At 73.7% G+C, this 26,227-nt stretch carries 18 protein-coding genes; 10 read left to right on the forward strand and 8 right to left on the reverse strand.

The window, feature by feature from the left end; all coding sequences use genetic code 11:
• The first annotated feature begins 533 nt into the window (after window positions 1-533).
• From ACFFHU_RS27930 to ACFFHU_RS27970, 9 genes are all read left to right on the forward strand, one after another.
• Window positions 534-2,684, forward strand: coding sequence for an Agd3-related carbohydrate-binding protein (locus ACFFHU_RS27930; protein ID WP_377343344.1), 2,151 nt, complete (start codon window positions 534-536; stop codon window positions 2,682-2,684).
• 51 nt (window positions 2,685-2,735) lie between these two features.
• Complete coding sequence (gene pelF, locus ACFFHU_RS27935; RefSeq protein ID WP_377343346.1) at window positions 2,736-4,418, forward strand: GT4 family glycosyltransferase PelF; 1,683 nt, start codon at window positions 2,736-2,738, stop codon at window positions 4,416-4,418.
• A complete protein-coding gene (locus ACFFHU_RS27940; RefSeq protein ID WP_377343347.1) occupies window positions 4,415-6,001 on the forward strand; it encodes a hypothetical protein in 1,587 nt (528 codons plus the stop codon). The genes pelF and ACFFHU_RS27940 overlap by 4 nt, the downstream gene beginning before the upstream one ends.
• A gap of 33 nt (window positions 6,002-6,034) precedes the next feature.
• The gene (locus ACFFHU_RS27945) at window positions 6,035-6,943 is read left to right on the forward strand and encodes a sugar phosphate nucleotidyltransferase (RefSeq protein ID WP_377343506.1); all 909 of its coding nucleotides are present in this window, start codon (window positions 6,035-6,037) and stop codon (window positions 6,941-6,943) included.
• A complete protein-coding gene (locus ACFFHU_RS27950; RefSeq protein WP_377343348.1) occupies window positions 6,940-7,836 on the forward strand; it encodes an NAD-dependent epimerase/dehydratase family protein in 897 nt (298 codons plus the stop codon). The genes ACFFHU_RS27945 and ACFFHU_RS27950 overlap by 4 nt, the downstream gene beginning before the upstream one ends.
• The gene (locus ACFFHU_RS27955; protein WP_377343350.1) at window positions 7,812-8,915 is read left to right on the forward strand and encodes a glycoside hydrolase family 191 protein; all 1,104 of its coding nucleotides are present in this window, start codon (window positions 7,812-7,814) and stop codon (window positions 8,913-8,915) included. The genes ACFFHU_RS27950 and ACFFHU_RS27955 overlap by 25 nt, the downstream gene beginning before the upstream one ends.
• Before the next feature lie 135 nt (window positions 8,916-9,050).
• The gene (locus ACFFHU_RS27960) at window positions 9,051-10,460 is read left to right on the forward strand and encodes a nucleotide sugar dehydrogenase (protein ID WP_377343351.1); all 1,410 of its coding nucleotides are present in this window, start codon (window positions 9,051-9,053) and stop codon (window positions 10,458-10,460) included.
• Window positions 10,457-11,425: an NAD-dependent epimerase/dehydratase family protein gene (locus tag ACFFHU_RS27965; protein ID WP_377343354.1), complete on the forward strand. Its 969-nt coding sequence runs from the start codon at window positions 10,457-10,459 to the stop codon at window positions 11,423-11,425. Before ACFFHU_RS27960 ends, ACFFHU_RS27965 begins: the two co-directional genes overlap by 4 nt.
• Window positions 11,422-12,114, forward strand: coding sequence for a putative glycoside hydrolase (locus ACFFHU_RS27970; RefSeq protein WP_377343355.1), 693 nt, complete (start codon window positions 11,422-11,424; stop codon window positions 12,112-12,114). Before ACFFHU_RS27965 ends, ACFFHU_RS27970 begins: the two co-directional genes overlap by 4 nt.
• A gap of 174 nt (window positions 12,115-12,288) precedes the next feature.
• Here ACFFHU_RS27970 and ACFFHU_RS27975 read toward each other — a convergent pair whose 3' ends face one another.
• The 7 genes from ACFFHU_RS27975 to ACFFHU_RS28005 all read right to left on the reverse strand — a co-directional run bounded on the left by ACFFHU_RS27975 (window position 12,289) and on the right by ACFFHU_RS28005 (window position 23,041).
• Window positions 12,289-14,550: a catalase gene (locus ACFFHU_RS27975; RefSeq protein WP_377343356.1), complete on the reverse strand. Its 2,262-nt coding sequence runs from the start codon at window positions 14,548-14,550 to the stop codon at window positions 12,289-12,291.
• 134 nt (window positions 14,551-14,684) lie between these two features.
• On the reverse strand, window positions 14,685-16,058 hold the full coding sequence (locus ACFFHU_RS27980; RefSeq protein ID WP_377343358.1) for a glycosyl hydrolase family 18 protein: 1,374 nt from the start codon (window positions 16,056-16,058) through the stop codon (window positions 14,685-14,687).
• Between the two features lie 221 nt (window positions 16,059-16,279).
• The gene (locus ACFFHU_RS27985) at window positions 16,280-17,383 is read right to left on the reverse strand and encodes a glycoside hydrolase family 11 protein (RefSeq protein WP_377343359.1); all 1,104 of its coding nucleotides are present in this window, start codon (window positions 17,381-17,383) and stop codon (window positions 16,280-16,282) included.
• 416 nt (window positions 17,384-17,799) lie between these two features.
• Window positions 17,800-18,555 (reverse strand): SGNH/GDSL hydrolase family protein, encoded by a 756-nt coding sequence (locus ACFFHU_RS27990; protein ID WP_377343362.1) that lies wholly within the window; start codon window positions 18,553-18,555, stop codon window positions 17,800-17,802.
• A gap of 138 nt (window positions 18,556-18,693) precedes the next feature.
• A complete protein-coding gene (kynU, locus tag ACFFHU_RS27995; RefSeq protein WP_377343363.1) occupies window positions 18,694-19,953 on the reverse strand; it encodes a kynureninase in 1,260 nt (419 codons plus the stop codon).
• A 65-nt stretch (window positions 19,954-20,018) separates the two neighbouring features.
• Window positions 20,019-20,846 (reverse strand): RNA polymerase sigma factor, encoded by an 828-nt coding sequence (locus tag ACFFHU_RS28000; RefSeq protein WP_377343365.1) that lies wholly within the window; start codon window positions 20,844-20,846, stop codon window positions 20,019-20,021.
• Entirely contained in the window at window positions 20,843-23,041 is a 2,199-nt protein-coding gene (locus tag ACFFHU_RS28005) for a pectate lyase-like domain-containing protein (protein ID WP_377343366.1), read from the reverse strand. The genes ACFFHU_RS28000 and ACFFHU_RS28005 overlap by 4 nt, the downstream gene beginning before the upstream one ends.
• A 140-nt stretch (window positions 23,042-23,181) precedes the next feature.
• On the opposite strand from ACFFHU_RS28005, the gene ACFFHU_RS28010 reads away from it, so the two are divergent.
• Window positions 23,182-24,378 (forward strand): ROK family transcriptional regulator, encoded by a 1,197-nt coding sequence (locus tag ACFFHU_RS28010; protein ID WP_377343368.1) that lies wholly within the window; start codon window positions 23,182-23,184, stop codon window positions 24,376-24,378.
• Between the two features lie 88 nt (window positions 24,379-24,466).
• On the opposite strand, the gene ACFFHU_RS28015 is transcribed toward ACFFHU_RS28010, so the two are convergent.
• A complete protein-coding gene (locus ACFFHU_RS28015; protein WP_377343370.1) occupies window positions 24,467-25,990 on the reverse strand; it encodes an arabinofuranosidase catalytic domain-containing protein in 1,524 nt (507 codons plus the stop codon).
• Window positions 25,991-26,227: the final 237 nt, after the last annotated feature.

Genomic DNA, 26,227 nt, shown 5'->3' on the forward strand with positions numbered 1-26,227 from the left:
AGGGGGCCCGGAAATGCCTTATTTGCTTAACGGTAATTAGAGTTTCGAATCGCATGAGCGGGTCGAACCGGTCCTCGGGCCTCGGCTCGGCGCGGGCTCATGGGACGGGCGGTCGTCCGATCGTCCAATTCGCGCTGGCCACTGGTACACATTCCCGTCAATCAATTGCACGAGTGCGGCCGCGTCGTCCCAGATACTGGTCGGTGCGGCGATGCGGACGCTGGCGATCCGGGTGAGGTCTGGGATTGTGGCAATCGTGTCGGAGCGATGAGCGTCGGGTTACGAAGGCGGGCGGAAGCCGCACGTCAGTCGAGTCAGTCGCCGTGACGCCCGAAGTGTCGATCTACCAACTCGTAATGTTTCCGCCGTCCGATGGGGGCGCTCGCCTAACATCAGCGCGCATTATCGTCAACGGATGCTGCGGTGAAATCTCGGTGCCGAGAAATGCGGTGTGTAATTGCTAGACTCCGATTAGACATCTACGGCCCTGGATGGGCTGTCACCCCGGTCCGCTCCTCATCGGAGGTCTCCTCATGGTCCTCGCTGGACCGTCGCGCCGTCGCGCATCCCAACTCGTCCTCACCGGCCTGACCGCCCTCGCGGTCGTTCTCGGCGCCCAGACTCCCGGCCACGCCCGCACGCCGGCGCGGCCGGCCCAGCCGCCCTCGGTCCCCGGTCTCGGCCAGGTGGCGAGCCCGCGGCTGGCCCGTCCCGGCGCGCTGCCGCCGCGGGCCGGAACGGTCCGGGTGACCGGCGCCACGCCGAGCGGGACCGGCTCGGCGTCCCGAGCCGCCGCCGGCACCCAGGGGCTCAACGACCGGGTGGCGCTGCGGGCGCTGATCGTGGCCACCGACACCGCCGACTTCGGCGTGCCGACGCTGACCACCACCCTGGACCGGGTCGGCGCCGGCTACGACGTCCTCTACACCGCGTCGGACCCGCTCGGCACCGGCACCCTGGTCCGCCCGGACGGCGTCGGCAGGTACAACGCCATCCTGCTGACGAACAGCATGCTGCTGTACTCGGCCGGCGGCAGCTACGTCTCCGGGCTGACCAGCGCGGAGTGGAACATCCTGTGGGCCTACGAACGCAACTTCGGCGTCCGGCAGGCCGCGCTCTACACCAGCTACGGGACCTGGCCGGAGGACTACTGCCTCAACTCCAACGGCGAGGGCGGCGTCGGTGACACCCCGCTGCCCGCCTCGCTCACCGGCCAGGGCGCGTCGGTCTTCGACTACCTGACCAGCACCGCGCAGGTCCCGCTGACCCAGTCGTACGTCTACCGGACGTCGATTCGATCCGGCTGCGCCGCCGACGCCCTGCTGACCAACGGCGCCGACGTGCTGGGCGTGCGGACCACCTCCACCGACGGCCGCGAGCGGATCGCGCTCACATTCACCTCCAACCAGTACCTGCTCCAGTCCGACCTGCTGGTCTATGGCCTCTTCCGGTGGGCCAGCAAGGGGCTCTACCTCGGCGAGCAGCGGCACCACCTGAACGTCGACATCGACGACTGGTTCAACACCTCCGACCATTACCACACCGACGGGACCGTGGAATACAGCCCCGGCTGGCAGGTCAGCGGCCACGACGTGGTCAACCTCGACGCCCAGCAGACCGCGCTGCGGGCCGCCCACCCCAACGCGTCGGGCCTCACCCTGAACATCCCGTACAACGGCGCGGACATCGACCCGTTCGCCGGCAGCGCCTGCAGCCCCAACGGCGACGCCAGCACGCTCACCGCCACCACGAAGTGCCTCAAGGACCACTTCCGGTGGATCAACCACACCCTCAACCACCCCGAGCTGAACACGACGAGCTACACCACCACCTACAACGAGATCAACGACAACCGGGTCGCCGGCGCCGCGATCGGGCTCAACGCCCCGGCCAGCGTGCTGAAGACCCCGGAATACTCCGGTCTCGGCGTCTACAACGACAACCCGAACGACGACGTCAGCCCGCCGACCGACCACGGCCTCGCGGCGTCCAACCCGAACCTCCTGAAGGCCGCCGACGACCTTGGCGTCGACACGCTGGTCGGCAACATGTCGTTCGCCAGCGAGGTGCCGCCGCACCTCAACGCCGGCATCCGGCATTCGTTGGACCAGAAGATCCAGGTGGTGCCGGTCTGGCCGACCAACATCGCCTACCACTGCACCACGCCGGACGAGGAAACCGCCTTCTACAACTCCTTCTACGGTCCCGGCGGACGCTTCCCGTACTGGCCCACCAACCGCACGTACGCGCAGATCGTGGACTACGAGGCCGGGATGGCGCTGCAGCACGCGGCGTCCGGCTCGATGTACGCGCACACCTTCCACATCGCCAACGTGAACGACTACGGTTCGGGCCGGACGCTGCTCACCGACTGGCTGAGCGCCGTGCTCGGCAAGTACGACTCCTACTACTCGGTGCCGCTGCTGAACACCGCCTGGCCGGACCTCGCCGCGTACGCCCGGACCCGCACGGCCCACTTCGCGGAGCTGGCCGCCGGGGTGGACCCCGTGTACGACCGGAGCGCCGGCACCATCACGGTGACCTCGCCGGCCGCCGGCACCGTCCAGCTCGGCGGGGTGGCCGCGACCACCCCGGGCGCGACCACGTACGGCACCGACGTCACCGCCCCGGTGACGCTCGCGGCCGGCGCGGCCGTCACCGTCAACGCGGCGCCGCGCGCCTAGCGGCCCGGCACCGCGGCAGAGGGGGGACGTGACGGTGGACGGGGGAACCCGGTGAGGATCGCGCTGGTGTCGGAGGGCACGTACCCGTACGCCATGGGCGGCGTGAGCATCTGGTGCGAACAGCTCATCCGGGGGATGCCGGACCACCGGTGGGAGGTGGTGGCGCTCACCGTGGACGGCACCGAGAGGTCGGTGTTCGACCGGCCGGCGAACCTCGACCGGGTGCACTCGATCCCGCTGTGGGGCGGGCGGCCGCCGGGCCGCCGCCCCCGGCGCGGGTCGCTGGTCCCGGCCGGGCGGCCGGGCGCCGGCTTTCTCGAGTCGTACGAGGTGTTCCTGCGGGCGCTCGTGACGCCGCTGGAGTCGACCCGCTCGCAGGCCGGCGCGGTCAACCGGAGCACCTTCCTGCTCGCGCTGCGGGGGATGTTCCAGTACGTCGTCGACGGCGGCGATCTGAGCGCTGGCCTGCTCTCCAACCGGGCCCTCGGCATGCTGCTGGACGCCTGGCAGACGCTGCGGGTCGACGAGGCGGGACCGGCGCTCACCGTCGGCGACGCGCTCGAGGCCAGCTGGCTCATCGCGCACATGCTGCGGCCGTTGAGCGCTCCGCCGGTCCGGGCCGACATCGTGCACGCGTCGATGAACGGCCTCGCCATGCTCGTCGGCATGGCCTCGGCCTGGACCTACGGCACCCCGCTGGTGCTCTCCGAGCACGGCATCTATCTGCGCGAGCGGTACATCTCCTACCTGCACGACGAGTCGCCGCACCCGGTACGCGTGCTGGTGCTCAGCTTCTTCCGGTCCCTCACCGGCTCGGCGTACCTGATCAGCGACGCGCTGGCCCCGCATTCCCGGTACAACCGGCGCTGGCAGCTGCACAACGGCGCCGACCCGGCCCGGATGTGGACGATGTACAACGGCGTCGACCCGGACGAGTTCCCGCCGGCGGCCGGCGAGCCGGCGGCGCCGACCATCTCGTTCATGGGCCGGGTCGACCCGCTGAAGGACCTGCACACCCTGATCCGCGCCTTCGCCCTGGTCCGCGCCGAGATCCCGGCCGCGCGGCTGCGCATCTTCGGCGGGACCCCGGCCGCCAACCGGGTCTACCACCTCAGCTGCCAGGCCCTGATCGACGAACTCGGCCTCACCGGGCACGCCACCCTGGAGGGCCGGGTCGGCAGCGCCGTCGAGGCGTACCACGCCGGCAGCCTGGTGGCGCTGACCAGCATCTCCGAGGGCTTCCCGTACACGGTGGTCGAGGCGATGGCCTGCGGCCGGCCGACCGTGTGCACCAACGTGGGCGGGGTGGCCGAGGCGGTCGCCGACACCGGGATCGTGGTGCCGCCGCGGGACGTGCCGGCGGTCGCCGCGGCCTGCGTACGGCTGCTGCGCGACCGGGAGCTGCGGCTGCGGCTCGGCGCGGTGGCCCGGGCCCGGGTCCTGGAGCGGTTCACCCTGCGCCGCTCGCTGGACGCGTACCGCGAGATCTACCAGCGGCTCACCGCGCCGGCCGAGATGGCCGCGCCGCCCAGCGAGCCGCGGGGCCGGGCCCAGGGCCGGGTCCGGGTGCCCGATCACGGGATCCGGCCGGGGGTGGCCGCCGTGCCGGTGCGGCTGCCGGATCCGGTGATCCGGCCGGGGGTGGCCGCCGTGCCGGTCCGGCTGCCCCGGCAGCGGAGCCCCGAGGAGCCGGCCGGGGACACGCTCGCGCTGCCGACCGGTGAGCCGGCATGACCGACAGCAGCGGCGCGCGGGCGGGCGGGTCCGCACATCCGGTCCTGCTGCCCAGGATCTCCACCGACCCGGTCGACGAGCTGGTCGAGCGGATCCGGCCCCGGCTGGCCCGGGCCGTCGACGCGCTCCAGGTGGCCGCCGCGCTGGAGGCCGACGGACACACCGATCGGGGCGCGCAGGTCGAGTACGGGTACACCGACGTCTTCGTGCTCGCGTCCGAGGTCTACCGGCGGTTGGGGCAGCCGGGGCCGGCCGCCGGCCAGCCGGCCGGGGCGGCAGGTCGGGGCTGGCCGGACGGGCTGCGCACCGTCGCGCACGGCCCGCTGTACCTGCTGCCGAGCGCCGCGTTCCCGGCGGTGGTGTCGGTCGTCGGGCGGCCCGGCCTGGTGCTCGGGCTGGTGCTGGCCGGCACGCTCGGCTGGACCGCCTCCGGGGTGGCCGCTCACCTGGCGCACCGCCTGGTCGGCCTGGGCCGGCCGCGCTCGGCGAACCGGGTGCTGCGGGCGGCCCTGCTGGCCGGTCCGCTGCTCGGCGTGCCGCTCGGCGCCGCGCTGGCGCCGCTCGGCGGCCTGCCGCTCGCCGTGATGGTCGTGCTCCAGCTGACCTACCAGCTGGCCAGCACGCTGCTGATGTTCTACCGGCGCGAGGCGTGGCTCGCCCTGGTGATGTGCCCGACCGCGGTGACCGGGGTGGTCTACCTGATGTTCCACGGCGCGGCGCAGCGCCGGTGGGCGGTGGCCACGGCGGCCCTCTGCGTGCTGGCGGCGTTCGCCGCCGCCCTGCTGGCCGCGCGGGCCGCCGCGCCGACCGGGGCGCCGTCCGCACCGGCCGGGGCGCCGTCCGCGCCGGCCGGGGACCCGTCCGCACCGGCCGCCGGGCCGGCCGCGCGGGCCGGCGGGCCGGCCGCGCGGGCCGGCGAGCCGGCGGTGGGCGAGCCCGCGGCCGCGCCGGTGGCCGAGAATCCGTGGTGGCCGGAGGCGGCCGCGCTGTGTGGCGTGGCCGGCTACGGGCTCTGCTCGGCGGCGCTGCTCTTCCACGCGGAGGCGCCCTACCTGGACCGGTTGAACCTCGCCGTGGCGGTCGTACCGCTGATCCTCTCGATGGGCTTCGTCGAGTGGCGGTCGAGCCGGTTCTGGCCCGACATGGTGGCGCTGACCAGGCGGGCCCTGCGGCCCCGCGGGTTCGTCAGCGGGATCTGGCGGGCCATCGGTCGCGAGTCCGCGGCCTGCATGGCGGTGCCGGCCGTGCTCGGCGCGGCGCTGCTGGCCCTGCTGCACCGGGCCGGGGAGCTCACCGCGGCGGCGGCGGCCATGACGGCCGCGCACGCGGCGCTGGCCGGCGCGTACTACCTGGCGTTCCTGCTCGTCGGCCGGGGGAGGTACGGCTGGCTGTGCCTGTCCATCGGGTTCGTGGTCGCGCTGCACATCGGGGTCGGCGCGCTGCTCGGCGCGGCGCCGCTGCTGCACCGGGTCGGCTCGGCGGGCACGGACACCTCGCTCTACCTGGGCAGCGTCCTCCTGCTCCAGGCCCTGTTCGCCATCGGTCTGCTCCCGGTTATCGGGCAGATCCGGCACTACCGATAGCCCTGAGACCCTGGGGAGGTCCGGTTGCACGCGGTGATCCTCGCCGGCGGCAAGGGAGTGCGGTTGCGGCCCTACACGACCGCGCTGCCCAAGCCCCTGATGCCGATCGGTGACAGCCACTCGATCCTGGAGATCGTGCTCGACCAGCTCGCGGCGCGCGGCTTCCGCTCCGTGACGCTGGCCATCAACCATCTCGGTCCGCTGATCCGGGCGTTCGTCGGCGGCGGCGAGCGGTGGGGGCTGAGCGTCGACTACGCCGAGGAGGAACGGCCGCTATCCACGGTCGGTCCGCTGTTCGGCCTCAAGGACCGGCTGCCCGACGAGTTCCTGGTGATGAACGGCGACATCCTCACCGACCTGGACTACGCCGACCTGCTGCGCACCCATGCCATCTCCGGCGCCGGCCTCACCCTCGCCACCTCCGAGCGGGTGCACCGGGTCGACTTCGGGGTCCTGGACGTGTCGGCGGGCCGGATCGTCGGCTTCCGGGAGAAGCCAACGCTGCGGTATCCGGTCAGCATGGGCGTGTACGGGATGTCCCGCAAGACGCTCGCGCCGTACGCGCCGGGGCAGCCCCTCGGGTTCGACCAGCTGGTGCTGGACCTGCTCGCGGCCGGCGACAGCCCGGCCACGTACCCGTTCGACGGGTTCTGGCTCGACATCGGCCGCCCGGAGGACTACGACGAGGCCAACCGGGCGTTCGGCCAGCTCCGGCAGATCCTCCTGCCGACCGACCGGTCGGCGCGCCCGGCGCCCCCGGCCGTGCCGCCGCCGTCGGCCGCGGCGCCGGTGTCGCCGGCCCTGCCGCCGCTGTCCGGGACGGCGCCGGTGTCCCCGGGGCTGCCCCCGCTGTCCCGGACACCGGCGGCAGCCCCGGTGTCCCCGGGGCTGCCCCCGCTGTCCCCGGCGAGCGCGCCGGCGCCGCCGGGGGAGCTGGTATGACCCGGGTGCTGCTGTTCGGGGCGTCCGGATTCATCGGCCGGCACACCAGGACGGCGCTGGCGGCCGACACCCGGGTGGCCGAGGTCATCTGCCCCGGTCGCGACGCGCACGACCTGGTCGACGGTCCGGTGAGCGGGCTGGCGGCGCTGCTCCGGGAGGCCGCGCCGGACGCGGTGGTCAGCTGCGTGGGCGCGCTCACCGGCTCGACCACGCGGCTGTGCACGGCCAACGCGCTGGTCGCCGCGAAGCTGCTGGACGCGGCGGAGGCGGCCGCGCCGGCGGCCCGGCTGGTCCGGCTCGGCTCGGCCGGCGAGTACGGGGTGGTCCCGGCCGGTGAATCGGTCGCCGAGGAGGACCCGGCCCGGCCGCTGAGCCCGTACGGCGTCAGCCACCTGGCCGGAACCCGGCTCTTCCAGCTGGCCGGCGAGTCCGGGCGGGCGGACGCGGTGTCGCTGCGGGTTTTCAACCCGATCGGCCCCGGGCTGTCCGGGGAAACCCTGCTCGGCCGGGCGGCGGAGGCGATCCGCGGCGCGCTGGGCGGCGGCGCCGCCGAGATCACCCTCGGACCGCTGTCGGCGTACCGGGACTTCGTGGACGTGCGGGACGTGGCCGCGCTGGTCAAGGCCGTGGTGCTCGCCCCCCGGCTGCGGCACCGGGTCTTCAACGCCGGCAGCGGCCGGGCGGTCACCGCCCGGCAGGCGGTGGGGCTGCTGGCGGCCACGGCCGGCTACCACGGCGCGATCCGCGAGGTCGGCGCCGGACCGTCGCGCTCGAGCGCCGTCGACTGGATCCGGGCCGACACCGGCCGGGCCCGCGCCGAGCTGGGCTGGCGACCGGCCCACGATCTGCCGACCTCCATCATGGACCTGTGGCGCGCCGGGACGGCGTCGTGAGCCGGCAGGCCACGGCCGGGCGGGCGCGACGGCGCGGCGCGCTCGTCGCGGCCCTCGCCGGGGCGGCCGCGCTGGTGCCGGTGGTCGTGTGGGTGATCGGCCCGGCCGCTCCGGAGGACGGCGGGCGGGCCGCGCCGACATCCGCGGGCGTCGGGGCGCCCGGCGCCGGCCGCGCCCGGTCCGAGCCGGCCGGCGCCGTCGGCAGCGGGCGCCGGCCGGGCGGATCCGCCACTCCGGCGCCCGAAACCGCCGGCACGCCACCGCGCGGCCCGATCACCGACTGGGCGTACCAGCTCCAGGGGTACGCCGGCGGTCGGCTCGACGCGCTGGCCCGGGGCCGGTACCAGCTCGCCGTGGTGGACCTGGCCCGGGACGCGGGGAGCGACTACTTCAGCCCGGCCGAGATCGGCGCGCTGCGCCGCAGCGGCAAACGGGTGCTCGCGTACTTCGAGATCGGCAGCATCGAGAACTTCCGGCCGGAGTATCCGGTGCTCCGCCGGGACGCGCCCGACCTGCTCGCCAACGAGTGGCCGGACTGGCCCGGCGAGTACTTCGGGCACTACTGGGACGCCCGCTGGTGGGACCGGGTCGTCCGGCCCCGGGTGGACCAGGCGCTGCGCGCCGGCTTCGACGGGGTCTACCTGGACACGCCGCTGGCGTACGAGGAGATCTCGCTGGCCGAGGCCGGCGGCCGGGACCGGGCGCGGCTCGCCGCCGAGATGGCCGCGCTGATCACCCGGATCAGCCGGTACGCCAAGGACCGCCGGCCCGGGTTCCTGATCGTCCCGCAGAACTCCCCGGAACTGCGCCGGCAGCGCGGCTACACCGCCGCCATCGACGGCATCGGGATGGAGGAGCTGTTCTACCTGGCCACCGACGAGCCGTGCGTCCGGGACTGGTGCGCGGAGAACCTGGCCGACGCCCGGGCGCTGCGCGACGCCGGCAAGTTCGTGCTGGCCGTGGACTACGCCGTACGCGCCGAGCACGTGCGGGCCGCGTGCGACCGGTACCGGGCGGAGCGGTTCGCCGGCGTGGTCACCGTCCGGGCGCTCGACCGCGCCCCGGCGGCCTGCGGCTGAGCCGTGCCGCCGGCCGGCGCGGGCCGGCGGCGGGAACCAACGGTCCCGGGGCGGGGCCGGACGAGGCGGTCCCGGGGCGGGGCCGGACGAGGCGGTCCCGAGGCGGGGCCGGACCGAAAGGGAAGGGACAGCAGGATGAGCAGGAAGATCGGGATCGTCGGCATGGGCTACGTGGGGCTCACCCTCACCGCCGCGCTCGCCGACCGGGGCTGCACGGTGTACGGGGCGGATGTGTCGCCGGCGGTCGTGGCGGCGCTCTCCGCCGGCCGGCCGCACATCTTCGAGCCGGGCGTCGCGGACGTGTTCGCCGCGCACACCGGCCGGACCATCCACATCGACACCGAGTTGCCGCGGGACACCGTCGACGTGGCCGTGATCAGCGTGTCGACGCCGGTGGACAACGTCACCCACCGGCCGAACCTCGCCAACCTGGCCGCCGCGGCCCGCGCGGTGGCGGCCAGTTGCCGGCCGGACACGCTGGTGGTGGTGCGCAGCACGGTGCCGGTCGGCGCCAGCCGCCGGGTGGTGCTGCCCGAGCTGCGGGCCGCCTGGGGCGAGCGGGTGCGGCTGGTGATGGCGCCGGAGCGGACCATCCAGGGGCAGGCCCTGCGCGAGCTCGTCGAGCTGCCCCAGGTGGTCGGCGGCCTGGACGCCGACAGCCTGGCCGCGGGCGTCGAGTTCTTCGGCCAGCTGGCCCGGACCATCGTGCCGGTCAGCGGACTGGAGACGGCCGAGCTGGTGAAGCTCTCCAACAACTGCCACACCGACCTGATCTACGCGTTCGGCAACGAGGTGGCGCTGATCGCCGAGCGGCACGGCCTGGACCCGCTGGAGGTGATCCGGGCCGCGAACGTCGACTATCCCCGCCCCGACCTGGCCCGGCCCGGGTACGTGGGCGGCGGCTGCCTCTCCAAGGACCCGTACATCCTGATCGACAGCGCGGGCGACCGGCGGCCCTTCCTGGTCGGCAAGGCCCGCCAGCTCAACGAGTACCTGCCGGTGCACGTGGCGGAGACCGTGGTCCGGATGCTGGTCGAGGCGCGCGGCCGCAGCCTCGGGGCCCGCCTCGCGGTGCTCGGCTGGGCGTACAAGGGCTGGCCGCCCACCGACGACATGCGCGGCACCCCGATCGCCACCATGATGCGGGTCTTCTCGGCGGCCGGCGTCACCGTGCTGGGCCACGACCCGATGGTGACCGACGACGTGATCCGGCAGTACGGCGGCGAGCCGATCGTGCTGGACAAGGCGTTCACCGACGCCGACGCCATCCTGATCATCAACGACCACCCGGACTACCGGGCCATCCGGATCTCCGAGCTGCTCGGCACCCCGCGGCCGGCGTTCGTCTACGACTCCTGGCGGGTGCTCGACGCGGACGCGGTCACGGCCGCCGGGATCCGGTACGCCGGCCTCGGCTACCTGCCGGCCGCTCGCGCCGCGACGGCGGGCGGCGCGGCCGTGCCGGACGGACCGGCGGGCGGCGCGGCCGTGCCGGACAGACCGGCGGGCGGCGCCGCCGGGGTCGACGCGGAGGTGCTGGCATGAGGGCGCTGCTGCTCGGCGGGGCCGGCTTCATCGGCCTGCACCTCGCCCGCCGCCTGGTCGCCGACGGGCACCGGGTGACGATCGTGGACGACTTCTCGCGCGGCCGCGACGACGCGGATCTCGACCGCCTCCGCGGGCACCCGGCGGTGCGGGTGATCTCCGGAGACCTGACGGCGCCCGGCACCTGGGCCGGCCTGCCCACCGAATGGGACCAGATCTACCTGCTGGCCGCCGTCGTGGGCGTGCGCAACGTGGAGCAGGATCCGGCTCGGGTGGTCCGGGTCAACACCCTCGCCGCGCTGCACCTGCTGGACTGGGTGGCGCCGGGCCAGCGGGTGTTCTTCGCCTCCACCAGCGAGGTGTACGCCGGCGGCGTGACGGCCGGACTGGTGCCGGTGCCCACCCCGGAGACGGTGCCGGCGGCCATCGCCGACATCACCGCGCCGCGCTTCGCGTACGCGGTCAGCAAGCTGCTCGGGGAGGCCGCGTTCCTGCACACGGCCCGCGCCCGTGGCTTCGCCACCGTGGTCGGCCGGTTCCACAACGTGTACGGGCCACGGATGGGCGCCGACCACGTGATCCCGGAGATGTCCCTGCGCGCCATGCGGGGCGTCGACCCGTTCCCGGTCCCGGGCGCCGACCAGTACCGGGCGTTCTGCCACGTGGACGACGCGGTCGAGGCCATGCTCCGGCTGATGGCCAACCCGGCCGCCGCCGGGCAGATCGTGCACATCGGCAACGACCGCGGGGAGACGAACATCGCCGACCTGGCCAAGCTGATCCTGCGGGTGGCCGGGGCCAGCCCGACCATCGAGGCCGCGCCCGCGCCGCCCGGCTCGGTCCACCGCCGCTGCCCGGACCTGTCCCGGCTGCGGGCGCTGACCGGCTACGAGCCGACCACCAGCCTGGAGGAGGGCGTCCGGGCCACGTACGCCTGGTATCTCGAGCACGGGTGGCCGCGATGAGCCGGCGGCCGATCTGCTTCTACTACGGCGACGGGCGGCTGGACCAGCTCGTCGGATACCAGCGCGTGGTCCTGCAACCGGGCTTCTACCGGCCGGCCGAGCTGCGATACCTGGCGGAGCACGACGTGCAGGCGCTGGGCTACCTGTCCCTGTCCGAGGACCAGGGGCCGCCCGCGCCGTGGCAGCGCCCGGACCGCAATCCGGACTGGGGCGGCGCCTTCGTGTACGTCGATCACCCGCTCTGGGTGGCGCACGTGATCGGGGCGGCGAAGGCGGCCCTCGACCGGGGCTTCGCGGGGCTCTTCCTGGACACCCTCAACGTGGAGCTGACCCATCCCGAGGACGTGCCGCACCTGCTCACCCTGGTGGCGGCGGTACGGGAGGAGGCCGAGCCGGCGTACCTGCTGGCCAATCGCGGCTTCGGGATGCTGCCCCGGCTGGCCGAGATCGTCGACGGGATCGTCTTCGAGTCGTTCTCGGTGCGGTGGACCGCCGAGGGCTACGCGCGGTGGCCGTCGGACGTGCTGGAGTTCCATGCCCAGATCGCCGAGCAGCTGCTGCGGCTGGAGCTGGACCTGTACAGCCTCGACTACGCGGACAGCCCGGGCCTGGCCGACTATGCCGAGCGGCGGGCCCGGATGTTCGGCCTGCAGTCCTTCGTCAGCGACCGGGCCCTGTCCCGGACCTGATGACCGCCCGACCCGAGCCGGGCCGCCGCCCGACCCGAGCCGGGCCGCCGGACGCGGGTCGGCCGGATGTCCGGCGTGGGCCGGGCCGGGGGCCCGGCGTCGCCCGGGGGAGTGGCCGAGCCGCGGTGGGCCGGCCCCGCGATCGCGGAGCCGGCCCACCGGCGACGCATCGGGTCAGGACACCGAGGCCGGGAAGCGGTCCCAGACCCGGTGCAGGGCCATCAGCTGCTGCACGGCCGTGAAGGTGTCCGCGCCCGAGTCGGCCGTCACGACACCGGCCGAACCGGCCACCCCGGCCTGCTCGAGCACCCGGGCGCCCGCGCCCCAGGCGCCGATGGCCTTGGCGTGCCGCCAGCACTCCTGCACCATCAGCAGCACCCGCGGATCCACCGGCGTGGCCTGCGGGCTGCCCGCCTTGGCGTCCCGGGCGACCAGCGCGTCCGGCGCCGGCGCCGGCGCGCCGGCCAGCAGCAGGGCGTCCACCTCGACGGACCGGCCGGTGGCGAAGGTCCGCTGCACCGGCAGGTCGCCGACCATGCCGCCGTGCGCGGCGATCAGCAGCGGCACCATGCCGGCCGCGAAGACCGCGCGGCGGAGCGTGCCGAGGCCGTCGAGGTCACCGTCGGCGTCGACCACGATGCCCACCGTCCGGCCGTCGCCCGGCCACTCCCGGCCCACCTGAGACAGCGCGGGGCTGGGCGTCACGTCGGTGAGCGGCAGCGTGGGCTCCGGCGCGGGCAGGCCCAGCCCGGTGGCCACCTCCGCGCAGAGCACCGGGTCGATGTTGGCCAACGCCCGCAGCTGCCGCTCCTTGATCGCCTGGTGGTAGCACTTGCCCAGCTCGAACGTGTACGCCCGGATGATGTGTTCCTTCTCTACCGGGGACATGCTCAGCCAGAACAGCCGTACCTGGGAGTAGTGGTCGTCGAACGAGGCGGGGTTGGCGCGTACCTTGGGCGCCTCCGCGACCGTCACCGGCACGTCGACGAACGCGTGCTCCGCGTCCCCGGCTGGGAACGGGTTGCCGCCGTCCAGCGAGTTGGGCCGGTACGGCGCCACGCCCCCGTGCACGGCGTCCTGGTGGAAGCCGTCCCGCAGCATGTCGTTGACCGGGGCGTGCGGGCGGTTGATCGGGAGCTGCGAGAAATTGGGCCCGCCCAGCCGGGTGAGCTGGGTGTCGACGTACGAGAAGAGCCGGCCCTGGAACAGCGGGTCGTTCGTGACGTCGATGCCCGGCACCAGGTGGCCGAGGTGGAAGGCCACCTGCTCGGTCTCGGCGAAGAAGTTCGTGGGCGTCCGGTTGAGCACCATCTTGCCGATCGGCTGCACCGGGGCCAGCTCCTCCGGGACGATCTTCGTGGGGTCCAGCAGGTCGATGCCGGCGAAGGTCTCCTCCGGGGTGTCCGGGAAGACCTGGATGCCCAGCTCCCACTCCGGGTGGGCGCCGGCCTCGATGGCGTCGTAGAGGTCGCGGCGGTGGAAGTCCGGGTCGAGGCCGCCGAGCAGCTGCGCCTCCTCCCAGGTCAGGGAGTGCACCCCGAGCTTCGGCTTCCAGTGGAACTTCACCAGCACGGTGCCGCCGGCCGCGTTCACCAGCCGGAAGGTGTGGACGCCGAAGCCCTCCATGGTCCGGTACGACCGCGGGATGCCCCGGTCGGACATGTTCCAGATGGTGTGGTGCTGCGCCTCGGTGTGCAGCGAGACGAAGTCCCAGAAGGTGTCGTGCGCGCTCTGCGCCTGCGGGATCTCCCGGTCCGGGTGCGGCTTAGCGGCGTGGATGATGTCCGGGAACTTGATGGCGTCCTGGATGAAGAACACCGGCATGTTGTTGCCGACCAGGTCGAACGTCCCCTCGTCGGTATAGAACTTGGTGGCGAAGCCGCGGGTGTCCCGGACCGTGTCGGCCGAGCCGCGGGAACCGAGGACGGTGGAGAACCGGACGAAGACCGGAGTCTCCTTCCCCTTCGCCAGGAAGCCGGCCCGGGTGACGTCCTCGGCCGTGCCGTACCCGGTGAAGACCCCGTGCGCGCCGGCGCCGCGGGCGTGCACCACGCGCTCCGGAATGCGTTCGTGGTCGAAGTGGGTGATCTTCTCGCGGAAATGGTGGTCCTGCAGCAGGATCGGGCCACGCGGCCCGGCCTTCAGGGAGTGGTCGGTGTCGCGCAGCCGCGCCCCCTGCGAGGTGGTGAGGTACGCGCCCTGCTGCCCGTTGGCGGTGGTCGGCGCGCCGGTCTCGGCGCCCGTCGGGGTACGGGTCTCCGGCGCGCCCTGCTCCTTCTTCGGTGGCAGCGGATCGTGCGGCTTCGTCGGCTCCTCGAGCGGTGGCGGGGCGCTGCCGGGCGCGCCGGGAACGTCCGGAGTCACCACGTCCGAGATCTTCTCGGCTGCGGCCTCCACGACGGCCTTGGCGGCCTGGGCGGGCTTGTTGGATTCCATCGGGGGTACCTTTCCGTGGGCATAGCTGGCTCGCTGTGCCCCTACCCCGGCAAAATGCGTAAAAACACCCGCCGGTCCGGGACCGGGCCGGCCCGGGGTCACCCGGACCGGCCCGGCGCGGACGGCGGTGGATGTCAGGCCGGCAGCCGCCACACCTGGTTGGCGCCGCCGAAGCAGTCCCAGATCTGCAGCCGGGTGCCGTCGGCCGAGCCGTTGTCGGTGGCGTCCAGGCACTTGTTCGACTGCGGGTTGCGCAGCGTGCCGTTGGACTGGGCCTGCCAGACCTGGGCGCCGGTGCCGTTGCAGTCCCAGAGCTGGACCTTGGCGCCGTTGGCGGTGGAGCCGCTGGTCACGTCGGCGCACTTGGCCAGGGCGCGCAGCGTGCCGTCGCCGCCCACCGTCCAGGACTGTGCGGCCGTGCCGTTGCAGGTGTAGAGCTGGATGGCGGTGCCGTTGGCGGTGCCGGCCGCGGCGACGTCCACGCACTTGCCGGCGATGCCGGTGATCGGGCCGGTCCGGCCGGTCGGCGGCGGCGTGCCACCCGTGACGGTCTGGTAGATCGCGCTGACCAGCGAGGTGGAGCCGGTGCTGTCCTGGGACAGTTCCCAGTTCATCATCCCGCCGGCGTTGGCCAGCGCCCACTGGGTCTTGCGCGTGATCGTCGGGATGCCGTTGTAGCACTCCTGGGAGCCACCGACCGTGGCGCAGTCGCGGTTCGCGTTGGCCGGGTCCATGCCGACCAGCGCCGCGTAGGTGTAGTAGCCCGGCCGGCTGTAGAACGGCACCCCGAGCACGGCCTTGGCGGCGGGCAGGCCGCGCGCCTTCCAGCCGTTGACGCTGGCGATCGACCAGTCGTAGTTGGCGTGCGGGCTGCCGCCGTCGTACGCCATGATGTTCAGCCAGTCGACGTAGCCGAAGACGGTGGTCGGGACCCCCTGCAGGTAGTAGCCCTCGGAGACCACGGCCGAGGTGAGCAGCTTGCCGCGGGCGTGCAGGGCGGTGCTCAGCTGCTGCATCAGCGACGCGTAGTTGTTGGCCGACGTGCCGGGGTCGGGATATTCCCAGTCGATGTCGACGCCGTCGAGGTTGTACTGGTTGACGAATCCGATCACGTTGTTCACGAACGCGCCCCGGGCGCCCGAGTTGCCGGCGAGGGCCTCGAACGCGGAGTCGTCGCCGTCGTTCCAGCCGCCGATTGCGATCGACACCTTCACGTTGTTGGCGTGCCCGAGCGAGACCAGCGAGGAGAGTTTGCCGGGATTGTCCACCGCCCGCAGCGTGCCGTCGGCGTTCGGCAGCGCGAACGCGTAGTTGATGTGGGTGAGCTTGCCGTACTGGACGGCGTTGACATCGCCGCTCCAGGACGGCAGGTAGCCGACGCTCTTGAAGTTGTTGGGCAGCACGGCGGCCTCGGCGGCGGCCGGCGCGAGGGCGACGGTGGCGCCGGCGGTGACCAGGGCGAGCAGGCCGGCCGCAACCGTCGAGCGGCGGGGGCGTGGTGAGGGCATCGAGGACCTTCCCGGTGGCGGGGCGCGGCGCCGTACGTCCCGCCCGGCCCGGGTCGGACCCGTGGCCGGGTGGGGCGGACGAGCGGGGTCTCCTCGAGGCAGCAAAATAATAAGGACAGTTAACAAAAGATGTCAACGATAGCTTTCGATGCCCCGCCAACGACCGGCGGGCCGGTCCGGGACAACCCGAACCGACCCGCCGGCCACCTTCCCCGGGAGGATCAGGGACTGGTGCAGCCGACGTTGCTCGGCTGCTGGGAACCGTCCCCGGTGCCGGTGTACCCGAACGTCGTCGAGGCGCCCGGCGCGATCGTGCCGTTGTAGGCGGCGTTCTTCACCGTGACCGCCCCGCTGGTGCCGCTGTTGACGCCGTTCCACAGGCTGCTGATGTTCTGCCCGCCCGGCAGGGTCATCCGGACGGTCCAGCCGTTGAGCGTGGACGAGCCGGCGTTGGTAACCGTCACCGTGGCCTGGAAGCCGCCCTGCCAGCTGTTGGTCAGCGAGTACGTGGCCCGGCAGCCGCCCCCGCCCGGCGGCGGGCTGCTCGGCGGCGGGCTGCTCGGCGGCGGGTTGGTGGGCGGCGCGCTGGTGGGCGGCGGGTTCGTGGGCGGCGCCGAGGTGGGCGGCGGGGTGCCGCTGTCCACCGTGATGTTGGAGCTGCCGCTGCTCTGGTAGCCCTCGGTGGCCAGGATCTGGTAGTCGAAGCTGCCGAGGTTCATGCCGTACCGGGACCAGGCGTCGAAGTGGTTTCCGGTGCTGATGGTGCCGCCGGTCCGCTTCGACTGCCGGACGCTCCAGTACTGGTTGAAGGTCGCGGTGCCGATGATCGAGGGCGCGTTGTACCGGGTGGTCTCGTAGATGTCGTACGTGCCGCCGTCGCTGGTCACCGTGCCCTTGTAGGTGCCGGTGGGCCGGTAGGTGCCCCAGTTGTCGACGATGTAGTACTCGACCAGCGGGTTGGTGGTCCAGCCGTACAGCGACAGGTAGCTGTTGCCGGAGGTGTTGAAGCTGCCCGAGTAGGTGACGTTCCGGCGCGCGCCGGGCTTCCAGCCCTTGCCGGCGACGAAGTTGTTGACGCTGTTCCAGGAGGTGCTGTATTGCCCCCCGGCGCCCATCGTCATGGTGACGTTGCCGCTGTCCTTCCAGAAGGAGAAGAAGTAGCCGTTGTTGGTGCCGGTCTGGTTTGTCGTGACGGTCGTGTCGGCGCTGGCGGTGCCGGGCAGCGCCATGGTGGCCGCGGCCAGTGCCACGGCACAGGCACCGCCGAGCAGCAGCCGGATCCGGCCGCGTCCGCGGCGTACCGGCTGAGCGGGGGCGTCGTTCATCCGCGTGCTTCTTCCTCGTGAGGCGGGCCGGCCCGCCGCGCGGCGTGGCTCGACCCGGCCGGTGTGGATGCCCGGGTGTCGGCCGTCGCGCCGTGCAGGACGCGCCGGCCCGCCACGGTCCGCCCGCTCCGGCATGCCCCGTTGCCCGGCGGGGCCGGCCGGTCGTCGTCTGCTCGGCGGCCGGGCACCGGGTCGCGGCAGGGACCCGGAATCGACGCTAGTTGATGTCGATGGCGCCAGTATTGGTCCGACGGAGCGCGACTGTCAACGACTTTCGGAAACGTTGCGGACACTTTCGAGGACCGCGGTACCGGATGGATTCTCCCCGTCAGCGGGACCGGGACCCCGGCCTGATACCTGGAGCTCCCTCCCGGTCGAGCCGACGGGTCAACCGATCGGGGCCGGCCGGCGGCGGCTCACCGCGGACCGGGCTCGGCCGAGTACACGGCCTCGGCGATCGCCCGATGACCGCGGGCGTTCGGGTGGTCGCCGTCGTCGGCGAGCAACTCGGTCGGGTCGGCGTTGCCGTCGTGGCCCCGGAACGCCGAGCGGGTGGGTACGTACCGCGCCGCGTGGGCGTCGGCGGCGACCCGCAGCGCGTCGTTGGCGTACCCGGTGATCAGATCCGCCTCGGCGGTCCGGTCGCCGTAGTCGGCGCGGGCCACGGCGCCGTCCTCGACCACGTTCCAGTAGCCCAGCACCAGGATGGGCACCGACGGGCCGGCCAGGAACCGCAGCCGGTCCAGCGCGGCCGCCACGTTGACCTCGACCCCGTCCGCGGCCGCCCGGTAGTCCGGGTCGCCGCCCCGGTCGAAGACGCCGGCCAGGTCGTTCGCGCCGACCATCACCATGATCACTGTGGCCGAGCGGACGCTGTCCTCGACCGCGGGCGCCCGCACCTGGTCGCGGACGTCCGCCGAGGTGTAGCCGGGATGCGCGAGGTTGACCGACCGCGCCTCGGCGGAGATCCGCCGGGCGTACAGGTCCGGGAAGGGGAGGCAGCCGCAGGCGGTTCCGGCCGGCACCGAGTCGCCGAGGGCGACCACCACCGGCCCGGCCGGCCGGCCGGGCACGGCGGCCGGGCGCCCGTGCGCCGGCAGCACGTCCGGCCCCCACGAGGTGCAGCCGAGCAGCACCGCCAGCCCGAGCGCCACTCCGCGCGCCGCCGCCATCAGAGCCAATCCGTCACCTCCGCGAACTCCGCGAGGGTACGCCCGGCCCGCGGCGGGCCGCATCCGGTCGCCCGGCGCCACCGGCGCGTCGCGGCGGGTCGCCACCCGTCCTGGCCGGTCGCCCGCGGGACGCGCCGGTCAGGTGACCCGGGACGGCTCGGCCGGCATCTGCTCGTGGACCCGACGGTCCACGATGTCCCGCAGCCGGTCCATCGCGTCCCACACGTCGACGAACCGGGTGTACAACGGCGCCGGGCCGAGCCGGAGCCGGTCCGGCACCCGGTAGTCGGCGATCACGCCGGCCTCGGCCAGCGCCCGGCAGATCCGCAGCGCCTCCGGGTGCCGCAGCGACACGTGCCCGCCGCGCCGCTCCGGCTCGCGCGGTGAGGCCAGGTCGAAGCCGTACGGCGCGAGCCAGGCGTCGGCCAGATCCACCAGCAGCTCGCCCAGCCGCAGCCCCTTCTCCCGGACCCGCTCGATGCCCGCCTCGGCCAGCACGTCGACGGCCGGCTCCAGCGCGGCCAGCGACAGGATCGGCGGGGTGCCGACCAGGAACCGGTCGAGGTCGGGCGCGGGCTCGTAGTCGGCCGGCATCCGGAACTGGTCCCGTTGGCCGAACCAGCCCCAGATCGGCTGCCGTAGCGACTGCTGCAGCTCCCGGCGCACGTACAGATAGGCCGGGGCGCCCGGGCCGCCGTTGAGGTACTTGTAGGTGCAGCCGACCGCCAGGTCGGCGCCGGAGTCGGTCAGCCGCACCGGCACGGCGCCGGCCGCGTGCGACAGGTCCCACAGCACCAGCGCGCCCACCCGGCGGGCCGCCGCGGTGACCGCGGCCAGGTCCAGCAGGGCGCCGCAGCGGTACGACACGGCCGACAGCACGACCAGCGCGACGTCCTCGTCCAGCGCGGCCGTCAGGGTGTCGAGCGCCAGGCCCTGGTCCAGGTCGGAGGGGAGCGCCCGCAGGGTGAGGCCGCGCTGCCGGGCCAGGCCCTGCAGGACGTAGCGGTCCGTCGGGAAGTCCTCGGCGTCCATCAACACGGTGTGCCGGCCGGGGGTGGCGTCCAGAGCCGCGGATGCCAGCTTGTAGAGGTTGACCGACGTCGAGTCGGACACCACCACCTCGCCCGGCCGGGCGCCGAGGGCCGAGGCGGCCAGCCGGTCGCCCAGCCGCCGCCCCCAGTCGATCCACACCGGCCAGGAGCTGACCAGGTCACCGCCCCAACCGTCCTCGATCAGCCGGGACAGGAACCGCGGGGTGGCCGCCGGCAGCCGGCCCAGCGAGTTGCCGTCCAGGTAGACGACCTTCTCGTCGGCGATCACGAACCGCTCCCGCAGCCCCGCCAGCGGGTCGGCCGCGTCCAGCTCCTCGGCCCGCGACCGGGACAACCGATCTGGCATGTGGTGCTCCCTTCGGACGACACCCGCGCCGGGGGCGACGTCCGGGTGTCCGCTCGCTGCGAACCCTAACCGGGCCGTGCGCCGGGCCCGCCCCCCGGGCCGGCCCCGGTGAGCCGCACCGCGACCAGGCGGTCGACCGGGAGCAGGTCGGCGCCCGCGCCGGCGCAGCCGGCGCAGTCCCGTACGTGCCGGCCGAACCGCTTGCGCCACAGCGGGCTCGGGCGGCCGTCCCACCGCAGGCCGACCCCGGTCAGCCGCGGGCAGCCGGGCCGGCTGCCCAGCGCCCGGGCCACGCCCCGGCCGATCCGCAGCTGGTCCTTCATCCGGCGCACCCGCACGGCGGCGGTGGCGGGCGAGATCTCCAGCGCCGCGGCCAGCTCGGACCGGGTCAGCGCCCCGGTCTCGGCCAGCCACCACAGCGCCAGCACCGTACGGTCGTCCGGATCGAGCCACCGGGTGGCCGCCGCCAGCTCGCGGCGCTGATCGGTCAGCCCGAGCCGGAGGATGACCGCGGCCACGAAGTCCGCGCCCGGATCGGCCACCTCCCGCGCGCGGTCCAGCTCGGTGGTCCGGGCCGCCGCGAGCCGGCGCCGGCTCTCGTGCTCCCGGATCTGGCGCAGGGTGATGGCCGCCAGCCAGGTCCGGAAGCCGTCGGGCGCGGGCAACTCGCCGAGCTGCCCGATGACCCGCAGCAGCGCCTCCTGCGCCACGTCGTCCACGTCGGCGTGCCGGTGCAGCGCAGGCCCGACGATGGCGTAGACCAGCGGCAGGGACCGGGCCCCGAGGGTGTCGAGCGCCGCCCGGTCACCGTTGCGCGCCGCCAGGACCAGGGCCCGCTCGGACGCGTCCGGGCCGGCCGGCGGCGCGCTGCCGCCGGCCGCCGGACCGGTCACGGATAGCTGACCAGGTAGACCGGGACGGTCGCGGTGCCCTGCGCGGTCGCTCCGGTGTCGTTGATGACGTGCACGATCGAGCCGACGCCGCCCAGCGACACGGTGAGCAGGTCGTGGAAGCGCACGCCGGATCGGGCCGGCGCCTCGAACGCGTGGTAGGCGGCGATGGACGGGTCGGCGGTGAAGTTGCAGTAGCTGCCCATGCCCCAGCCCTCGAACGAGGTCACCGAGCCCGCCACGGAGAACGCCGGGTAGCCGGTGTGGCCGCCGCTGCTCCAGGCCGCGGCGCTGGGCGGGTCGTACGGCAACTCGTTCTGGAAGAAGATCTCCCGGCCGTTGTTGCCGTTCCAGATCACCTCGGCCTTCTGGTAGTGCTCGACGAACAGCCCCTCGGCGGTGACGTTGTCGCCGTTGACGATCAGGCCGGTGTCGGCCGTGTTGCTCGTCCAGCCGACGCCGCTGCCGTGGTCGGCCCGCCAGGCCCAGATGTGGTCGATCAGCGCGTCGCGCTGGTTGACCACCAGGCTCGTGGTGGCCTTGCCGACGCCGGCGCCGCCGATCCGGAAGAACACGTCCTGCACGCTGGTCGGGTCGGCCGCGTGCCCGGCGGCGGCGCCGGCCGGGCCGACCTGCAGCAGCACCGGAGAGTTCACCGGGCCGGCGTCGAAGAGCAGCCCGGCCAGCCGTACGCCGTCGACGTCGGCCACGGACATCGGTACGACGCCGTTCTGCGGGATCAGCGTCGGGTAGCCGATGCCGAGCACCACGGTGTCGGCCCGGTTCACCGTGATGGTGCCCTCGACCGGGTAGACCCCGGGGGTGAACAGCAGGTTGAGCCCCTGCGCCAGGGCCGCGTTGATGGTGGCCGCGGAGTCGCCGGGGTGCGCCACGTAGAACCGGCTGAGCGGGATCGACGTGCCGGGGGTGGGGCCGTTCTGCCAGGACGGCCCGGCCGCGTTCGTCCGCAGCGCCGGCACGAACACCTGGTACGCGCCGGCGGAGTCCAGGTAGAGGTACGGCACGTCCCGGCTCACCGGGGTCTGCGCCAGGGTGGTGTACGGCGGGTTCGGGAAGCTGGTGGCCGGGGCGCCGGGCACCCCGGAGTTCACGACGTTCCACACGGCGTTGGAGTAGCCGCCCACGGTGCTGTCCCGGGTGTACCACTGCTGCTGGGAGTAGGGCTGGACGGTGCCGGTGACCCGACTGTCGGCGATGTACCCGCCGCTGGCCCAGCCGTACGAGGCCGGGGCGAGGTTGAGGTTGCCCTGGATGTCCATCCGCCGGAACGGCGCGGCCTGCGCCACCGCCCAGCGGGTGAACCCGGCGGACGGGAAGACCTCCATGTTGGACGCCGAGCGCCAGAAGTTCTGGGTGGCGTTGCCGTTGAACCAGCCGGCGTCGACGGTGATGTCGCCGTGGATCCGGACGTCGTCGGGGTTCCGGCCGAGGCCCATGATGGAGGTGTAGAAGCCGATCTGCGCGTTGATCCCGGAGTAGTCGCCGGGCTTGAACAGCAGCGCGTACCGCTGGCTGCCGAACTGGTTGGCCTCCTGCGACCGGAACACGGTGTCGAGCTGGCCCTGGATCGCCGCGCTGGACATCGACGGGTCGAAGGTGATGACGTTCGGCCCCAGCGATCCGCCGCCCGGGATGGCGCCGCCGGTCGTCCGCACCGCGAACTCCCAGAGCGAGTAGCCGTACGGGGTGGCCCGCTGGGTGCCGTACATCCGCACGTACCGGCCGGTGCCGGCGAGGTCGATGGTCTGGGTGCCGCCGCCGCCCGCGGTGGTCGACCAGACGGTGGTCCAGCCGCTCCCGTCGGTCGAGGTCTGGATCTGGTACGCCCGGGCGTACGCCGCCTCCCAGTTCAGCGTCACCTGGCAGATGGGCATCGAGCTGCCGAGGTCGATGGTGATCCACTGGGGGTCGCTGAACGCGCTGGACCAGCGGGTGCCGGTGTTGCCGTCGACCGCGTTCGCCCCGGTCAACCCGCCGTTCTCGGTCGAGGAGACGGTCACCGGCCGGTTCAGCGCCACGTTGGCGCCGGTGTCGCAACCGGTCGCGGCGGCGGCCGGCTCGGCCGGGCCGACCGGGGCGGCGGCCAGTGGGGTCGCGCCGAGCAGGGCCGCGGCGACCAGCACGAGCGCCCGCCGGGGCCGGCGGCCCGGGGTGGGGGTGCGGGGGATCGGTGTCATGGGGTTCTCCTGGGGTGGGTGGAGCATGACGGTGACGGCACTTCCATTACGCCTTAATCAATGTATTTATTAAAGTTTGTTTCCGATGAGGCCGTCAAGACCGGAGCCGTACAGTCGGAGCCGGGGGAGCGGGGTGACGGATGGAGCTGGTCCGGGCGACCAACCGGGGGGTGCGGCTGCGGAACCGGTCGTTGCTGCTGTCCCGGCTCTACCTGGACGGTCCGCTGACCCGGCCCGACCTGGCCCGCAGCACCGGGCTCAGCCAGCCGGCGGTCAGCAACGTGGTGGCCGACCTGATCGACGAGGGGCTGGTGGTCGAGGCCGGCGCGGCCGCGCCGGACGGCGGGCGGCCGAGCATGCGGCTGCGGGTGGCGCCGGACTTCGCGGCGGTGATCGGCGTGGACGTCGGCGAGACCCGGGTCCGGGTCGAGCTGTTCGACTTCGCCATGGCCCAGCTCGCCGCCGTCGCGTACCCGCTCGATCCGGCGCGCACGGAGCCCGCGCCGGTGGTCGCGTCCGTGCTGGCCGGCATCGCCGCGGTCACCACCCGGGCGGGCGTGCCGCCGGATCGCGTGCTCGGGGTCGGGGTCGGGGTGTCCGGCGTGGTGGAGCAGGGCGCCGAGGCGGTGGTGCACGCCCAGGCGCTCGGCTGGGACCGGATTCCGCTGCAGCGGCTCATCGCCGAGGGAACGGACCTGCCGGTGCACCTCGACAACGGGGCCCGGACGCTCGGCCAGGCGGAGATGTGGTTCGGCGCCGGCCGGGGCGCCCGCGATGCCGTGTTCGCGCTGCTCGGCACCGGCGTGGGCGCGGCCGTGGTCACCGACGGGGTCACCTACCGCGGCGCGTCGAGCAGCGCCGGCGAGTGGGGCCACACCACCCTGGTGTACGGCGGCCGGTCCTGCCGGTGCGGCGCCCGCGGCTGCCTCGAGGCGTACGTGGGGGCCGCCGCGATCATCGACCGCTACCGGACGGCCCGGCGCGGCCGTCCGGTGCCCGGCCCCGACGAGGAGTCCCAACTGGGCGCGCTGGTCGAGGACGCCGCCCGGTCCCCGGTGGCCCGCCGGATCCTGACGGAGACCGCCGACCAGCTGGGCGCCGGGGTGGCCAACCTGATCAACGTGTTCAACCCGGAGCGGGTCGTGCTGGGTGGCTGGGCCGCGGTGGCGCTGGCCGACCTGTTGCCCGCGATCCGGGCCGCGGCCGGGCGGCAGGCACTGCGCCAGCCGTACGAACGGGCGTCCATCGAGCTGGGCCGGCTCGGCGTCGACGCGGTGGCGCTCGGCGCGGCCACCCTGCCGATCGCCCGGCTGCTCGCGGCCGGTGGCCGCGCCTGACTGCGCCACCGGCAGGGCCTCCCGACCAGCGCCGGCCGGCCCAGGCGGCCGGCCGGCGCCGCGGAGATCCGGGTTCCTTCGTCCGGTGTCAGCGGTAGCCGGCGGCCGTGACGTTGGCCTGCACCGCGTTCTCGGTGGCGTCGGACGGGTAGCCGGCCACCATGGCGCCCTCGTAGAAGGTGCCGACGCTCTGGTTCGAGTTGCTGATGCAGCAGTCGCCGCCGCTGCCCAGGATGATGGCGCCCTGCTTCTTCATCGGGCTGTAGCCCGGCGGCAGCGAACCGTCGTACAGCGTGTAGAGGCTGCCGGACTGCGCGTTGCTGCCCTTGATGGCGAACCGCGACGTGCCGTTGTTCTTCAGGGTGGCCGTGACGAACTTGCTGGTGAACGCCCGCTGGTTCGGGTTCCACGAGCTGCTGCCGCCGGGGTAGAGGCCGTACTCGAGGTCGGCCTGCACCCACGGCCCGCTGCCCGAGCAGCCGCCGAACCAGCAGCTGGTGCTGAAGTTGATGGCGTCCATCGCGCCCGCGCCGTCGGCCCGACGGGTGGTCTCGCTGTTGCCGTAGTCGAAGCAGCAGCCGCTGTTGACGTGCGTACCGCTGGTCACCATGTACATGCCCTCGGGCGCGCTGCCGGTGGGGATGCCGGTCGTGTGCCCGTCGCGCCAATAGCTGCTGTTGCCCGGAATGAACAGCGAGTACGCCTTGGCGCCGCCGACCGTGACCGACTCCCGGGTGGCGGAGGCGGGTTGGACCGCACCGCCGATCCCGCCGGATCCCTGGTAGCCGAGGTTGTTGCCGTGCCCGGACTGGTCGTAGATCCAGGTGATCACGCAGCTGGCGCCCGCGCAGAACGAATCCTGGGTTGCGGCGTTCGCCGGCCCGCCGGCGCTCAGCGTGTTGATGTCCCGGGTGGTGTTGTCCGAGGAACGGCGTACCTGGTAGAGCCGGCCGTTGTAGCCGGCGTAGAGCGCTCGGGTGGTGCTGTGCGCCGCGACGCACGGGGTGCCGCCGGCCGCGTAGATGTCACACGGTTGGTTGCCGCTCGGCGGCGGGGTGCTCGGCGGGGGAGTCGTCGGCGGGGTGGTGGTGGGCGGCGTGGTCGTCGGTGGGGTCGTGCTCGGCGGCGGGGTGCTCGGTGGGGTGCTCACGCCGCCGGTGCAGGTGACGCCGTTGAGGGCGAAGCTGGTGGGTACGGGGTTGGCGCCGGTCTGCGAGCCGTTGAAGCCGAACTGCTGGCTGCCGCCGGTGCCGATGCTGCCGTTGTACGAGACGTTGGCGGCGGTGACCGCGCTGCCGGACTGGGTGACGGTGGCGTTCCAGGCCTGGGTGACGGTCTGACCGGCGGTGAAGTTCCAGGTCAGCCGCCAGCTGCCGACGGGGTCGCCGAGGTTGGTGACGCTGACGTTGGCGTTGAAGCCGCCGGGCCAGGAGGACGAGACGGTGTAGCTGACCGAGCAGCCGGCCGCGGCGGCCGAGGCGAACTGTGGCGCGGTGAGGCCGGCGCCGAGCAGGGTCAGCGCGCCGGCGCCGGCGATCAGCGCCCACCGCCGCCGGGACAGGGTGGAATATCGCACGAAGGGTCTCCGGTCTGTGGGGGTGGTGCGGGACATGACGGGGGCCGGGTGCGGCCCCCGGTCGTCGCTCGTCGCCGCTCGGGCCCGGACCGGCGGGCGGCGAGGTCTGGCCGAGGCGGCGGAACCTCTCGCGCTCAAAAAAGTTAGCGTTCACAACGACTTATGTCAATCAATGGCGGGGGCGGTGGGCCGCCGACGCGGCGTCCGTACGGCCCGAGCCGGTGGGACGGGAGTTGACCGGATCGCGCCCATCGAAGATGGTCTTAGTTGGGA

Source organism: Plantactinospora siamensis (assembly GCF_042434095.1).
Taxonomy (GTDB): domain Bacteria; phylum Actinomycetota; class Actinomycetes; order Mycobacteriales; family Micromonosporaceae; genus KBS50.